At 64.3% G+C, this 13,780-nt stretch carries 13 protein-coding genes, 1 tRNA gene and 1 pseudogene; 8 read left to right on the top strand and 7 right to left on the bottom strand.

Translation table 11 applies throughout. From position 1 onward, the window contains the following. Window position 1 precedes the first annotated feature (1 nt). The 4 genes from AC1DSC_RS26385 to AC1DSC_RS26370 all read left to right on the top strand — a co-directional run bounded on the left by AC1DSC_RS26385 (window position 2) and on the right by AC1DSC_RS26370 (window position 4,530). On the top strand, window positions 2-691 hold the full coding sequence (locus AC1DSC_RS26385) for an HAD family hydrolase (RefSeq protein ID WP_369663233.1): 690 nt from the start codon (window positions 2-4) through the stop codon (window positions 689-691). Continuing rightward, window positions 675-3,389, top strand: a complete 2,715-nt coding sequence (gene pepN, locus AC1DSC_RS26380) for an aminopeptidase N (RefSeq protein WP_369663234.1) — start codon at window positions 675-677, stop codon at window positions 3,387-3,389. Before AC1DSC_RS26385 ends, pepN begins: the two co-directional genes overlap by 17 nt. A 23-nt stretch (window positions 3,390-3,412) precedes the next feature. Further along, window positions 3,413-4,429, top strand: coding sequence for a class 1 fructose-bisphosphatase (locus tag AC1DSC_RS26375; protein ID WP_018905443.1), 1,017 nt, complete (start codon window positions 3,413-3,415; stop codon window positions 4,427-4,429). A gap of 25 nt (window positions 4,430-4,454) precedes the next feature. Continuing rightward, window positions 4,455-4,530, top strand: a tRNA-Thr gene (locus AC1DSC_RS26370). 101 nt (window positions 4,531-4,631) lie between these two features. On the opposite strand, the gene AC1DSC_RS26365 is transcribed toward AC1DSC_RS26370, so the two are convergent. From AC1DSC_RS26365 to AC1DSC_RS26345, 5 genes are all read right to left on the bottom strand, one after another. Continuing rightward, window positions 4,632-4,859 (bottom strand): hypothetical protein, encoded by a 228-nt coding sequence (locus AC1DSC_RS26365; RefSeq protein WP_369663235.1) that lies wholly within the window; start codon window positions 4,857-4,859, stop codon window positions 4,632-4,634. Further along, entirely contained in the window at window positions 4,856-5,119 is a 264-nt protein-coding gene (locus AC1DSC_RS26360) for a hypothetical protein (protein WP_369663236.1), read from the bottom strand. Before AC1DSC_RS26360 ends, AC1DSC_RS26365 begins: the two co-directional genes overlap by 4 nt. A 55-nt stretch (window positions 5,120-5,174) precedes the next feature. Further along, on the bottom strand, window positions 5,175-5,978 hold the full coding sequence (locus tag AC1DSC_RS26355) for a hypothetical protein (protein ID WP_369663237.1): 804 nt from the start codon (window positions 5,976-5,978) through the stop codon (window positions 5,175-5,177). A 265-nt stretch (window positions 5,979-6,243) separates the two neighbouring features. Continuing rightward, complete coding sequence (locus AC1DSC_RS26350) at window positions 6,244-6,582, bottom strand: hypothetical protein (RefSeq protein ID WP_369663238.1); 339 nt, start codon at window positions 6,580-6,582, stop codon at window positions 6,244-6,246. After that, window positions 6,579-7,028 carry a hypothetical protein gene (locus AC1DSC_RS26345; protein WP_436287887.1) on the bottom strand — a complete coding sequence of 150 codons (450 nt, stop codon included), beginning with the start codon at window positions 7,026-7,028 and terminating at the stop codon, window positions 6,579-6,581. The genes AC1DSC_RS26350 and AC1DSC_RS26345 overlap by 4 nt, the downstream gene beginning before the upstream one ends. A gap of 363 nt (window positions 7,029-7,391) precedes the next feature. Here AC1DSC_RS26345 and AC1DSC_RS26340 point away from each other — a divergent pair, with 363 nt between their 5' ends. Both AC1DSC_RS26340 and AC1DSC_RS26335 read left to right on the top strand, forming a co-directional pair. Beyond that, on the top strand, window positions 7,392-8,420 hold the full coding sequence (locus AC1DSC_RS26340; RefSeq protein WP_478131942.1) for a ParA family protein: 1,029 nt from the start codon (window positions 7,392-7,394) through the stop codon (window positions 8,418-8,420). Continuing rightward, window positions 8,359-9,033, top strand: a complete 675-nt coding sequence (locus AC1DSC_RS26335; RefSeq protein ID WP_478131941.1) for a HEPN domain-containing protein — start codon at window positions 8,359-8,361, stop codon at window positions 9,031-9,033. The genes AC1DSC_RS26340 and AC1DSC_RS26335 overlap by 62 nt, the downstream gene beginning before the upstream one ends. A gap of 795 nt (window positions 9,034-9,828) precedes the next feature. Here the strand turns inward: AC1DSC_RS26335 and AC1DSC_RS26330 are convergent. Beyond that, complete coding sequence (locus AC1DSC_RS26330) at window positions 9,829-11,181, bottom strand: tyrosine-type recombinase/integrase (protein ID WP_369663241.1); 1,353 nt, start codon at window positions 11,179-11,181, stop codon at window positions 9,829-9,831. 320 nt (window positions 11,182-11,501) lie between these two features. Between AC1DSC_RS26330 and AC1DSC_RS26325 the strand changes: the two genes are divergently transcribed. After that, on the top strand, window positions 11,502-12,002 hold the full coding sequence (locus AC1DSC_RS26325; RefSeq protein WP_027730098.1) for a DUF4124 domain-containing protein: 501 nt from the start codon (window positions 11,502-11,504) through the stop codon (window positions 12,000-12,002). Window positions 12,003-12,150: 148 nt separating this feature from the next. Here the strand turns inward: AC1DSC_RS26325 and AC1DSC_RS26320 are convergent. After that, window positions 12,151-12,485, bottom strand: a pseudogene (locus AC1DSC_RS26320) (XRE family transcriptional regulator). Window positions 12,486-12,650: 165 nt separating this feature from the next. Between AC1DSC_RS26320 and AC1DSC_RS26315 the strand changes: the two are divergent. After that, window positions 12,651-13,604: a bifunctional enoyl-CoA hydratase/phosphate acetyltransferase gene (locus tag AC1DSC_RS26315; protein ID WP_369663242.1), complete on the top strand. Its 954-nt coding sequence runs from the start codon at window positions 12,651-12,653 to the stop codon at window positions 13,602-13,604. The last annotated feature ends 176 nt before the right edge of the window (window positions 13,605-13,780 follow it).

Genomic DNA, 13,780 nt, shown 5'->3' with positions numbered 1-13,780 from the left:
GATGAGCCTGAAGCACGGGAAGGTCGAAGCCTTCATCTTCGACATGGACGGCACCATGATCGACTCCATGCCCTGGCATGCGCGCTCGTGGGTGGAGTTTGTCGAACGCCACGGCCTGAAGCTCGACGTGACCGACATCCTTGCGCGCACCACGGGCCGCACCGGCGCCGAGTGCATGCGCGAATTGTTCCAGCGCGAGCTTTCCGACGCCGAGTGCCTGGGCCTGGTGCACGAGAAGGAAGAAATCTACCGCGCCATGTTCAGCGACAACTTCACCGAAGTGGCCGGCTTCACCGCCTTTGCCAAGGCCGCCGTGGCGCGCGGCCTGAAGGTGGCCGTGGGCACCGCCGGCGACCGGCACAACATCGAGTTTGCGATGTCGCGCCTGAAGATGAACCCGCTGCCGCTGGCCATCGTCGGCGGCGACGAAGGCTTTGCCGGCAAGCCCACGCCCGAGATCTTTCTTGAAGCCGCGCGCCGCATCGGCGTGGCGCCCGAGCGCTGCATCGTCTTTGAAGATGCCCCCTTCGGCATCGAGGCCGCGCGCCGCGGCGGCATGCGTGCCGTGGCGGTGTGCAGCACCCATTCCGCCGCCGAGCTTGCCGGCCCCCATGTGATTGCCGCGGTTCGCGACTACGACGAACTCGCCCATTCGAATTTTCTGGAGACACTCGATGCTGCTGCAGCGTGACGCCCAAGGGCAACCGATTGCCATTCGCCGCGAAGACTATGCCGCTCCGGCGTTCTGGATCGACACTGTCGACCTCACCTTCGACCTCGACCCCGCCAAGACCCGCGTGCTCAACCGCATGCAGCTGCGCCGCAACCCCGACGCGCCGGCCCAGCCGCTGCGCCTGGACGGCGACGAGCTGAACCTGGCGCGCGTGCTGGTCAACGGCCAGGGCGCATCGTTCCGCATGGAAGGCGACCAGCTCGTGATCGACGGCCTGCCCGATGCCTTCGAACTCGAGATCTTCACCACCTGCTGCCCCATCAAGAACACCAAGCTGATGGGCTTGTTCGTGAGCGAAGACACCTTCTTCACGCAGTGCGAGGCCGAGGGCTTCCGCCGCATCACCTATTTTCTCGACCGTCCGGACGTGATGGCGATGTACACCGTCACGCTGCGCGCCGCCAAGGCCGCGTATCCGGTGCTGCTGTCGAACGGCAACCTCGTCGAACAAGGCGATCTGCCCGAAGGCCGCCACTTTGCCAAGTGGGTCGACCCCTTCAAGAAGCCCTGCTACCTGTTCGCGCTGGTGGCCGGCAAGCTGGTGGCGCGCGAGCAGCGCATCACCGCGCGCAATGGCAAGGAACACCTGCTGCAGGTGTACGTGCGCGCCGGCGACCTCGACAAGACCGAGCATGCGATGAACTCGCTGGTCAACTCCGTGCTGTGGGACGAAGCCCGCTTCGGCCTGCCGCTGGACCTGGACCGCTTCATGATCGTGGCCACCAGCGACTTCAACATGGGCGCCATGGAGAACAAGGGCCTGAACATCTTCAACACGAAGTACGTTCTGGCCAACCAGGCCACCGCCACCGACGCCGACTACAGCAACATCGAAAGCGTGGTCGGCCACGAGTACTTCCACAACTGGAGCGGCGACCGCGTGACCTGCCGCGACTGGTTCCAGCTCTCGCTGAAGGAAGGCCTCACCGTCTTCCGCGACCAGGAGTTCAGCCAGGACCTGTGCGCCGACGCCTCGGCCCGCGCCGTCAAGCGCATCGAGGACGTGCGCGTGTTGCGCACCGCCCAGTTCCCCGAAGACGCCGGGCCCATGGCCCACCCGGTGCGGCCCGACAGCTACATCGAGATCAGCAACTTCTACACCGTCACCATCTACGAAAAGGGTGCCGAGGTGGTTCGCATGATGCAGACGCTGGTCGGCCGCAAGGGCTTCGAGAAGGGCATCACGCTGTACTTCGAACGCCACGACGGCCAAGCCGTGACCTGCGACGATTTCGCCCAGGCCATTGCCGACGCCAACCCCGATTCCGAACTCGCCCGCCTGCTGCCCCAGTTCAAGCGCTGGTACAGCCAGGCCGGCACGCCGCGCCTTGCCGCCCACGGCGTGTACGACGCGCAGAACCGCAGCTACACCCTGAGCATCGTCCAGAGCTGCCCGCCCACGCCGGGCCAGCCCACCAAGGAACCCTTCGTCATTCCGGTGAACATCGGCCTGCTCGACGCCAGCGGGCGCGAACTGCCGCTGCAGCTCGAAGGCGAAAGCGAAGTGACGCGCGGCGCGCCGGGCACGCCCTGCACGCGCACCGTGGTGCTCTCGCGCGCCGGCGAGCAGATCACCTTCGTCGGCCTCGACGCCGAGCCCGTGCCCTCCATCCTGCGCGGCTTCAGCGCGCCGGTGATCCTCGACTTCGAATACACCGACGCCCAGCTGCTCACCCTGCTGGCCAACGACCCCGACCCCTTCAACCGCTGGGAAGCCGGCCAGCGCCTGGGCCTGCGCGCCGCGCTGCAGGGCATTGCCGCGCTGGCCACCGACACCACCCCGGTGCTGAACGACGCCTACCTGGACGCCATGCGCAGCGTGCTGCGCAACCCCAAGCTCGATGCCGCCTTCAAGGAACTGGTGCTCACGCTGCCTTCGGAAACCTACATCTCCGAGCAGCTCGATGTGGTCGATCCGCAGCGCGTGCACCTGGTGCGCGAAGCCATGCGCGCGCAGCTGGCCACCGCCCTCTTTTCGGACTGGCAGCAGGTCTACGAAGAAAACCACGACACCGGCGCCTACACGCCCGACCCCACCTCGTCGGGCCGCCGCGCGCTGGCCGGCATGGCGCTCAGCTTTTTGTGCCTGGCGGCGCGCGTTTCGGGCGACACCGTGTGGCCCGGCAAGACGCTGCAGCGCTTCAAGGACGCCGGCAACATGACCGACCGCTTCAACGCGCTCAACGCGCTGGTGTCGTCAGGCCACACCCTGGCCGCGCAGGCGCTCGCGCGCTTCCACGCCCTCTTCAAGGACGAGGCGCTGGTCATCGACAAGTGGTTCTCGCTGCAGGCCGGCGCGCCCGACCGCGGCGGCGACATCCTGCCGCTGGTCAAGCAGCTGATGAAGCACCCGGACTTCTCCATCAAGAACCCCAACCGCGCCCGCAGCGTGATCTTCAGCTACTGCAGCGCCAACCCCGGCGCGTTCCACCGCCCCGACGCGGCCGGCTACGTGTACTGGAGCGAGCGCGTCATCGAGCTGGACGCCATCAACCCCCAGGTGGCCGCCCGCCTCGCCCGCGCCCTCGACCGCTGGAGCAAGCTGGCCGAGCCGTACCGCAGCGCCGCGCGCGAAGCGATTGCCCGCGTGGCCGCCAAGCCCGACCTGAGCAAGGACACGCATGAGGTGGTGACGCGTGCGCTGGCCGGTAACTGACAAACAAGGAACACAGGAAGCACATGGCTCAACAACAGAAGATCTCCCTCACCCGCTACCTCGTCGAACAGCAACGCGCCGACGGCCTCATTCCCGGCCAGCTGCGCCTGTTGCTCGAAGTGGTGGCCCGCGCCTGCAAGAGCATCAGCCAGGCCGTCAACAAGGGCGCGCTGGGCGGAGTGCTCGGCACCGCCGAGAGCGAGAACGTGCAGGGCGAGATCCAGAAGAAGCTGGACATCATCGCCAACGAAGTGTTGATCGAAGCCAACGAATGGGGCGGCCACCTTGCGGCCATGGCCAGCGAGGAAATGGACAGCATCTACGTGGTGCCCAACCGCTACCCGCAGGGCGAATACCTGCTCATGTTCGACCCGCTCGACGGCAGCAGCAACATCGACGTGAACGTGAGCATCGGCACCATCTTCAGCGTGCTGAAGAAACCCGACGACACCCCCGGCGTGCAGGAAGCCGACTTCCTGCAGCCCGGCACCCAGCAGGTGGCCGCGGGCTACTGCATCTACGGCCCGCAGACCACCCTGGTGCTCACCGTGGGCAACGGCGTGGCCATGTTCACGCTCGACCGCGAGCAGGGCAGCTTCGTGCTCACGCAGGAAGACATCCAGATCCCGGCCGACACCAAGGAATTTGCGGTCAACATGAGCAACATGCGCCACTGGGACGAGCCCATGAAGCGCTACATCGACGAATGCCTGGCCGGCAAGGAAGGCCCGCGCGGCAAGGACTTCAACATGCGCTGGATTGCCAGCATGGTGGCCGACGTGCACCGCATCCTGATGCGCGGCGGCGTCTTCATGTACCCGTGGGACAAGCGCGAACCCGAAAAGGCCGGCAAGCTGCGCCTGATGTACGAGGCCAACCCCATGAGCTGGCTGGTCGAGCAGGCCGGCGGCGCCGCCACCAACGGCAAGCAGCGCATCCTGGAGCTGCAGCCCACCAAACTGCACGAGCGCGTGAGCGTGATGTTGGGTTCGCGTAACGAAGTCGAGCGTTTGACCAAGTACCACGCCGAAAAGGCCTGACGGTGTTGCTATAATCCGAGGCTTCGCCGGTGTAGCTCAGTCGGTAGAGCAGCTCATTCGTAATGAGAAGGTCGGGTGTTCGATTCATCTCTCCGGCACCAAGTCAGTCAAGGAAACCTTGCTATCGAATAGATAGCAAGGTTTTTCTGTTTGGGCCTGTGTAGCCACGGTGTAGCCGACAGCACAGGGTTTCGGCATGGCTTCAACCACGCGCTGCCGCTTCGAAGTGCACCCGCGCTTGCGCCGCCCACACCTCGGGCCGCAGCACTTCGCCCACCAGCAACACACCCCCGGACAAGCCCGCCGCGGCGGCGCGCTGCATCGCCACCACCGGCGCCTCGTCACCGTCATAGCGCACCACCGCGCAGCCCTGCACTTGCTCCAGCGCCGCGAGGCGCCGCAGCATCGCCGCCCTGCTCGTCGCCATCATCTGCGCTGCTCCAACCGGTCGATGCGCGCCTCGAATTCGCTGGTCTCAATCAGGCGGCCGAGGATGGACAGCACGTTGGCCAGCTTGGAGACCTCGGCCGGCTCGCGCTGGCCGGCTTTGCCTTCGCGGTACAGCCGGGCCAGTTCGCGGCGAACGTCGTTCGCCGTGGCCAGCGGCAAGCGCAGACGGGTGGGGGGTGGCGGCGCATCGCGAGCATCGGCGCGGCCTTGGGGAAAATCGATTGTGCTTTTCGGTGCCATGTGAATGCCTTAAATGGGCCTGGGCGCGCCTCTTGCGCCCAGGCCAAGGGTTGCATCAAGCCGGCGCCGTCGCGGCGCGCTGCGCCTGTTCCCGCGACACCGCGGCGGCATCCAAGGCGCCGAAGCCGAACACGCGGTATCCGGCCGACTGGCGCTCGTTGCCAGCGAGCACCGCCGCGAGGATGCGACGTGCGGGCCACACGTCGGCGTCGAGACTGGCGACAAGCACGCCGGCCACCTGCGCGAGCCCACGGCGCGCCCACTCCACGACGGCGCGCCCCGCGGCGATGTCGATGCTCTCGCCCGGGTTGTCGTCGCACTTCGCCTTGTCCCACGCGCTGCGAACCACCTGCAACTCGTGGTCGGCAATCAGGACCGGCGAGCGCAGCAAGGCCAGCTCGATGCGCTGGAATTCCGGGCCGGCCTGGATGGCCCGCAGGGTGTCGCCGCGCTCCGCGATGGACAGGCTGCGCCACCACTGGCGAATCTCGACATCCTTCATGGTGTCGGCGAAGTTGCCGGCGGCCAGCTCCGGCACCGCGACGAGCGCGGCATACCGCGCATCGAGCGCGGCGGCCACCCGTTCAACCTCGGCCGCGCAAGCGCTCACCGTGCGCACGGCCGCATTGACCAGCGGCTCCAGCTTGCGCACGCGGCCGGCCGCGCTCAGGTTGTCGTCGAGCCCGATGGCGGCGGCGGCTTCCATGTAGTCGCTCACGGCATCGACGGCGGCGCCGAAGTAGTGGCCCGCGCCGCTCTGCCGGTCCTGCTTCATCAGGTTGGTCTGACGCACGACGGCGCCGTTGGCAAAGCGGATTTCGAACTCGTTGCTCGCGTTCAAGGTTTCGGCGATTTTCATGATGGTTACTTCCATGTAGTTGATAGAGGAGTGAATTGAATGAATTGAGGTAGGGCTGACCCCGAGCGGACAGACCTAGCCTTCCTGCTGGGCCTTCACATGCATCGACGTGACCCGTCGCGTTACATGACCCGGCAGCCGTTCGACGTTCGGGCGCTACCTTCGCCACCCTTACCCCTTCTTCCACGTCTATCCCACAGTAGGGGGTCTTCCCTCGTCGCTGCTGTCTTTTCCCGACCAACGAGGTGCATGCGACCGGCCGTTGCTACGGCTCGGCCAAATCGTCCAGCGGCTTCGTCGCAAGCCAATCCGAGAGCTTCCTGAAGTCGTTGGCCGTGAGCCAGTAAAGCCCCGGCCAGCACCGCTTCCCGTCACGATCCACGGACGCCAAACTGCAGTCGCACGGGATGTGCAGACCCCGGCGCCGCAACTCGGCCACCAGGGCCGGGCCGTTGCTGCAACCGGCAATCGCGTCCAGCCGTTCGCGCCGCACATCGACGCCGCGCATCAGTTCGATGAGGGCGCGCAGGTGCCGCGGGTTGAGCGTCCCCAAAAAGACGCCGTCGGCGTCTCCTCGCGTCTCGGTGGTGGGTGCTGCATTCATTTCGCGCCCTCCCCGCAGAGCTTGCGGATTTCGGACATCGGCCACGCCAGGCGCCCGTTGATGCGAAGCGGATTGATGGGACCCGCCGACGAGAGCGACCAGCACCGGAGGGTCTGGGGGCGCCTGTTCAGGTACCAAGCGGCCTGAGCGGTGGGCACGTTCGGGCGGGTTTCGGCTTCCAACGTCGGGAAAGCCTGTTGCGATTGATTCGACATTGATTCATCCAAAAAAAAACCGCACCAGCGAGGCCGGTGCGGCTTGATGAAACCGCCTGGCGGCGGTCTGATGGGAGGGGGCGGAATGTTGTTAGCTTCGTCGGCTATCACCTCTTTGCGCAAAGGACGTAAAAAAACCAGCGGCGGCGCTGGTTTGTTTGATTGCTGGAGCGCATGCGCAAAAGAACGCACGCAGTTCTCCCTCAACTCTTGCCGCTTGAGCGGAACCATGCGGCTGTCAGTCACCGCATGGGTACACGGCCTTAAAAGCCAGCGGCCTGCGCTGGATCCGTGCGACCAGTTGGAGCTCTCAGTTGCCCGACTGCAGGCACTTCTCCATTCACAAACGTATTTTATGGTTGCTGTTCATGACGTGCTCCAGTCATGTGGCCAGCGCACCACATCGACTGCATGCAGTGGATTTGCCTGGAACTTCTGCCGCTGTTGGTCGAAGGCGCCAACCGGGCCAAGCGGCAGGAGTCCATCATTTATCGCTGGGCGCCTGGACCGCCCCAGTCCTTATAGGCCGCCCGTCTGGGGCATGATGGAGCCATCAATCATCGATATGGCGATCTATACCTTGGGAGGTCAGAAATGGCAAAGCGATTGGTCTTGTTCAACCACAAAGGTGGCGTCAGCAAAACTACGACCGTCTACAACGTGGGATGGATGCTCGCCGCGCAGGGACATCAGGTCCTGCTGGTCGACGCCGACCCGCAATGCAATCTCTCCAGCTTGATACTCGGCGATGACTTCGACGCGTACTATCTGGAAGACGCTACGCGACTTCAGAACATCAAGGACGGTGTCGCGCCGGCCTTCAGGGGTAAGCCAACGCCCATTCAAGCTGTGAGCTGCAGGTCTCCAGCCGGTCAGCCTCGATTGCACCTGCTGGCGGGCCACGCAACGCTTTCCGAATATGACGCGTCGTTGACCTTCGCCCAGAACTCCAATGCGCTAGCCACTTTGCAAAACCTCCCCGGCGCGTTCAACGAATTGATCCGCAAAGTTGAGGAAGCTAATCAGATCGACTACACCATCATCGACCTCAACCCGGGGCTAAGCGCGGTTAATCAAAACCTGTTCTTGAACTCGGACTTCTTCCTGATTCCAACCAACCCAGACCCGTTTTCCATCATGGCGCTGGAGACGCTGGAATCCATCTTCCCGCGATGGGCGAACTGGAAAGTGGCCAACGAGGCAGTGTTCCAGGATTCAGCCTATCCACTGCGGCCGGGCTTGCCGAAATTCGCCGGAACGGTGGTCCAGCGCTTCAACGTTCGTAAAGGGCGAGCGGCAGCCCCGTATCGCGACAACATTGGCGAGATCAAGGCGGTCACCAAGGACCGGCTGTATCCCGCGCTCCGAACGGCGGGGCTCACGCTGCCCGACAACGACTACCCGGCCGCGCTGCGCGATGGGGGCTTCTGCTTGGAGGAGGTCCCGGACTTCGGCGCTTTGCTGCCGCGCTCCCACGAAGCGGGCGTGCCAGTGTTCGCGCTGCAGAACGCCGACCTTGTGGGCTACACCGGTCCCGTGTTGGCCAACGCGATCCAGAAGCGTGAGCAAATCCGAGGTCAGTTCAACAATGTTGCCGCCGTGCTTCGGGATCTCATGGTCTGAAGTCATGCTCAATGCGAAACTGGTCTTTCACAAAAACATCCAGCAGGCGAACGACCTCGGGGCCCTCTACGCCCAGCTGAGCCACATGGTCGAGATTCCCGAACAGTTCGACGATCTTTTGCGCTCGCAGATCGTCAATGCGGTCAGCGCATTCGACAAGCTGATGCATGACTTGATTCGCATTGGCATGGTGAAGATGTTCGAGAACCAGAGGCCGTCAACGAGCAAATACTTGGGCGAGAGCATAGCCATCCGTCATCTGCCTACGCTGATGGCCACTGCAGTCCCACCACCCGCTGTTCGGTTCGAGGAAATCGTCCGCGAAAAGCTCAGCGTGTTGTCATTCCAGGACCCTACGAAGCTCGCCGATGGCCTGAGCTTCATCTGGAATGCAGATCAAAAGTGGCAGCAAATTGCTCTAGGCCTCGGAATGTCCGATACCGACGCCAGGCTCACGCAGAAGCTGATCGCCACGCGCCGAAACGCCATCGTGCATGAGGCAGACCTTGATCCGGTGAACAACCAAAAACAAGCCATTACGCGGGCAGAAGCCACGGACATCGCCAACTTCCTTTTGGCTCTGGGCAATCGAATCTGTGACCTAGTTATCTGACCTGCATCCCGACATCGCCCAAAGCTGTCACGCGGCAGCACCGCCGACGAGGCGCAGCTTGCCGGGCTCTTCGTCAGGCCACACACACCACGCCGACCAGACCCAAGTTGTGCGATTCGATTAAAGTTATTCACGGCGTTCAACTCAGTGGCCATTGCTTGTGGCCAGCGTACGACGTCAGCCGCCTGGCCCCGGCCTGCTGGAGCAGGCCGTGCGAGCACTTGCCCTCAAGAAGCACAGACAAAGACCAGCTGCATTGGCCTGATTACTTTTCCGGCGACGCATGCTGGACGCACTGCGTTCCACCATATCAACAGATTGCCATGGTTACTCACAGCGAGCAACGCAGTGCCTCGCGCAACGTCTCGGATCTGCAACGCGCTCCCCTGCTCGCGACCTAGTGCGCCAAACGGACTACTAGTGCGCGAGGCGGACGGGGGTAGTCCGCCAGCCGAACATAAACCAGTCATTGAACCTATCAATAAGAAGAAGAGAGCGCGAGCGCGAAAAACGCCGTCGGCTTGGATGCCCAGACCGCATCTTCACCGCCAGTCTGCCGAGCACCTAGCCCTCCGAAGCGCGCCCATTCCCGCGTTGAAGGAGAACGCGTGCGCGACTCCGTGCGTCGGTTAAGAAGGCCCGAAGCTGCTGCCCGACAACATGAGGGCCACCCCACGCCTGCGCTTCTATGGCGGCCGCACAGCCCGCGACGCCACGTCCCCCTTCAGGCCAACCATTCGGGGCCCCTGCGCCCGTTTTAGACGCTTGGCGCCCTGGACTGAATCGGCGACTACTTCACGCAGCAGCACCACCGACCACGCGCAGTTTCCCGGGTGCGATGTCGGGCACGTACACGACACCGGTCAGACCGATGATGTACGCCTCGATTTGCTCCATGAACGGGCGCAGCGCGTCAATGCTCCGCGGCCGGTAGCCCTCGGCGGTGGCGCTGGGCTTGTGGCCCATGACCTGGGCAATGGCGCCTGCCGGCGCTCCAGCAGCTTCGCCCAGCAGCGAGAACGAGCGGCGCAGGCCGTGGATGGTCAGGCCCTCGATGCCGGCGCCCTGTAGCGCCTTGGCGTGGCTTGAGCGGGCATCGGCGATGCGGCCCGACTTGCTGGCGCTGGCGAACACGTACGGGCCGACCCTCGGCAAGCTGGCCAGCAGTTGGGCAAGGTAGGGCGTCAGGGGAATCGTGCGGGTCGCGTCCACCTTGTCGGCGATGGTCAGCTTGCGCCATTGGAAATCCACGTTCGCCCAGGTCAAAGCGGCCAGTTCTTCGCGGCGCGCCCCCGTCAGCAGCAAGGCGCGCAGGTAGGCCGATGCGGCGCTGTTGCCGAGTTGCGCCACGCCTGCCCACCAGCCGGGCACTTGCGCGGCCTCCAGAGCGTCGGTGCGGCGCGTATTGCTCGGCAGGTTCTCCACGATGGCGGCGGCCCTGCCGGCCTCGCGGTCGGTCTGCCCCCGGTATTCGGGACGGCCGGCACACCAGCGCAGAAAACCACGGAACATCATCAGGGCGCGAGCCGCCTGATGCTTGCCGGCCAGGGCTTCGCGGTCGTACCAGGCCTTCAGGCTGTCCTCGTTGATGGCCGCCAGCGGCAGCGCGAGCAATGGAGAGAGCGGCCCCGGCCGCGTCAGCCCCTCCCCTCTCTTTTTCTTCACCCCGCCGGGCGCCGCCATCGCCTTCAGGTCGGCCAAGTAGCGCGGCTTCCATGCTTCGCGGCGCTTGGGCCTGCCACGCTCCAAGTACAGCGGCCACACCTCGCCCACGGTGACGGCATGGGCCGCAGCGGCCGCAGCCCGTGCGGCCTTGTCGGCGGCTTGCTGGCGCTCGATTTCTCGCGGGTCCAGTCCGTTGTCCAAGACCACGGCCAGGCGGCGTGCCTCGGCACGCGCCTGCTCGATGGACCAGACGCGCACGTCGCCAATCGTGCGGCGGATGGTCTCGCGGTTCAGCTTGGATTCGAACACGAACGACTTCGAGCCGGTGTTCGTCACGCGCACACGCAGGCCGGGTACCTGGCTGTCGCGCAGGAAGGCCTGGGCCTTCTGGTCGGTGCGGCAAGTCAGGCGCTCGATGACGCCAAGGGTCAGGTTCACGCGCTGCGTGGTGTCGGGCGCTTCGTTTTTCTTCGGTCGGGCCATGTGCGGTGCTCCGGTCGGAAGTGGCTACACCGCAAGCCGTGTAGCCACCGTGTAGCCAAAATCGCCCAATTTTGGGGAATATCGATCAACGACTAACTGTACATTCAGCCAGCAATTCTACTGTAAGTTGTTGATTTATATCGATTCTATCTACGAAGCTCAACGCAGGCAAACAGGCCTATCCCATCATTCGTAATGAGAAGGTCGGGTGTTCGATTCATCTCTCCGGCACCAAATAAAAAGCCCCGTTGCTATCAGGACGATAGCGACGGGGCTTTTTTCTTAGGCGATGTAGTAGCCAATGTAAGAGGATTTGAGGCATGACTCTGATGCTGTCGCATTCCACGCCGATTCCTACCCGCCATGCGCTTTGGCGCCCGCTGTGCTTGGCCACTGCCCTGTTGGCCATCGCGATCTTCCCAGCCGCGGCGCAACACCCGGTCTATCGCTGCGAGACGAACGGCAAGGTCAGCTACTCGGACGCCCCATGCGTCGGGGCCAAGGTGATCGACGCGACACCCACGCAAGGCATGGACAAGATGAGCGGGCAGTCCCGCAAAGGCCGCGAGGTGCAGCGCGAAGAGTTCAATACGACCTTCGACAACGCACTCCGTCCGCTCCATGGCCGCTCGCATGCCGACATGGACGTGATGCGTCGCCGCGTCAAGCTGCCCAGGGACGATCAGGCCCAGTGCGCCAATCTCGACAATCGTCTATCCCAACTGGAGTCGGACGCAGCGGGAGCATCGGGCGAAGCAAAGGCTCGTGCCGATGTCGACCTTTACAAGGCCCGCAAGCGATTCTTCGATCTGAAGTGCTGAAACGCGCTTTGCACGCACGGCATCCGGGCGGCAAGCACCGCCGTCCACTCCGCCGGAGTGACCGGGCCGCCGCGTTCCGCTCTTGATCATGTCCCACTCCACGTCGTAAGACCCGCTCGCGAAAGGCTGTCTGATCCAGGTCGCCAGGCTATATACGAGCGATGCCTTCGACATCATCGATTTCGGCAAAGTTGGTGATCTTCACGGCACCATCGGGAAAGCGAGCCACTACCTCCAATTCGCCGCCCATCGCCTTGATGTGGCTACGCAGGGTCGAGAGGTACTATCCGTGCGTCGCTCCAGCTTCGCAATCGACGGCTGCTGCACGTGCAAAACCTCGGCGAGCACCTTCTGAGAAAGATCGCGCGCTTGACGCAGTTCGAAGAGCGGCATTTCCGCCAGCATTTCCTGCGCCTTGGCGTTGGAGCGTGCCTGAACATCGGGCTCCATCTTCGCTCGCAGGTCTGCAAATTTCTTAGCCATTGATCAGCCCTTCCTTTCGAAGTTGTTCAAGGTGTTCGTCATAGCGGCGATCACAGAGATGCAGTTGCGCGGTCGCTTGCGTGAGGCCGCCGCATCAATCGATCTGCGCGAACAGGCGAAAATCCGAGACATCGTAGTGCACCCACCCCACTCTCCGGAGCCCGCATGCCACCCGCATCTCCCGCCACCCACCCCCACTACGACCGCCTGATCGCCGCCGCCCGCGCCCTCCCCCCGCTCCGCGTCGCAGTCGTCCACCCAGCCAACGCCGTCTCCCTCGAAGCCGCCTTGGCTTCAGCCGCCCTCGGCCTCATCGCCCCCACGCTGGTCGGCCCCTGCGCAAAGATCGAAGCTGCCGCACGCGAAGCCAACGCAGACCTCTCGAACATCCCCATCGTCGACGCCCCGCACAGCCACGCCGCAGCCGACGCCGCCGTCGCCATGGCCTTGCGCGGCGAGGTCGATGCGTTGATGAAGGGCAGCCTCCACACCGACGAGCTGATGGGCGCGGTGGTGCGGTGCGAAGGGGGCCTCCGCACATCGCGGCGCATCAGTCATTGCTTCGTGATGGACATTCCGGGCCACTCGCAGCCGCTGATCATTTCGGACGCCGCCATCAACATCGCGCCCACGCTCGATGAAAAGGTCGACATCGTGCAGAACGCGATCGACCTGGCGCATGCGCTGCTGATGCCGGCGGTGCGCGTGGCGATTCTCTCGGCCACGGAGACGGTCAACACCAAGGTGCCTTCCACGCTGGATGCCGCCGTGCTGTGCAAGATGGCCGACCGCGGCCAGATCACCGGCGCGCAGCTCGACGGACCGCTGGCCATGGACAACGCCATCGACCCTGAGGCAGCGCGCATCAAGGGCATCGTCTCGCCGGTGGCGGGCCGCGCCAACGTGCTGATCGTGCCCAGCCTGGACGCGGGCAACATGCTGGCCAAGAGCCTGAGCTTCCTGGGCGGGGCCTATGCGGCGGGCATCGTGCTGGGCACCCGGGTGCCGGTGATCCTGACGAGCCGGGCCGACTCGGAGCCGGCACGCCTGGCCTCCTGCGCGGTCGCTTCGATGCTGGCCAAGGCGGGGCGCGAACGGCTCATCAAGGCGGTGGGCTGAAAAGAACCCCCGCCCGCCTACCTCGTTACGGCTGAAACAACCGAACTACGACTTGTATGCCAACGCGGCGCTGACTCGCCATAGGTAGTTTTCCGGCACGCAAGATTGCCGCGCATGCGCGCCAAGTGGCCGCGGAAAGCGCATCATCGCGCTGGACGGACCCCCGGTTCAGACTG

The sequence above is a fragment of the Variovorax sp. 01N425 genome (assembly GCF_056399465.1).
This window is presented reverse-complemented; position numbering and strand designations above follow the sequence as displayed.

Coding starts and splice junctions, on each gene's coding strand:
- AC1DSC_RS26385 (WP_369663233.1), top strand. CDS start 2: ATGAGCCTGAAGCACGGGAAGGTCGAAGCCTTCATCTTCGACATGGAC.
- pepN (WP_369663234.1), top strand. CDS start 675: ATGCTGCTGCAGCGTGACGCCCAAGGGCAACCGATTGCCATTCGCCGC.
- AC1DSC_RS26375 (WP_018905443.1), top strand. CDS start 3,413: ATGGCTCAACAACAGAAGATCTCCCTCACCCGCTACCTCGTCGAACAG.
- AC1DSC_RS26365 (WP_369663235.1), bottom strand. CDS start 4,859: ATGATGGCGACGAGCAGGGCGGCGATGCTGCGGCGCCTCGCGGCGCTG.
- AC1DSC_RS26360 (WP_369663236.1), bottom strand. CDS start 5,119: ATGGCACCGAAAAGCACAATCGATTTTCCCCAAGGCCGCGCCGATGCT.
- AC1DSC_RS26355 (WP_369663237.1), bottom strand. CDS start 5,978: ATGAAAATCGCCGAAACCTTGAACGCGAGCAACGAGTTCGAAATCCGC.
- AC1DSC_RS26350 (WP_369663238.1), bottom strand. CDS start 6,582: ATGAATGCAGCACCCACCACCGAGACGCGAGGAGACGCCGACGGCGTC.
- AC1DSC_RS26345 (WP_436287887.1), bottom strand. CDS start 7,028: ATGGTTCCGCTCAAGCGGCAAGAGTTGAGGGAGAACTGCGTGCGTTCT.
- AC1DSC_RS26340 (WP_478131942.1), top strand. CDS start 7,392: ATGGCAAAGCGATTGGTCTTGTTCAACCACAAAGGTGGCGTCAGCAAA.
- AC1DSC_RS26330 (WP_369663241.1), bottom strand. CDS start 11,181: ATGGCCCGACCGAAGAAAAACGAAGCGCCCGACACCACGCAGCGCGTG.
- AC1DSC_RS26325 (WP_027730098.1), top strand. CDS start 11,502: ATGACTCTGATGCTGTCGCATTCCACGCCGATTCCTACCCGCCATGCG.
- AC1DSC_RS26315 (WP_369663242.1), top strand. CDS start 12,651: ATGCCACCCGCATCTCCCGCCACCCACCCCCACTACGACCGCCTGATC.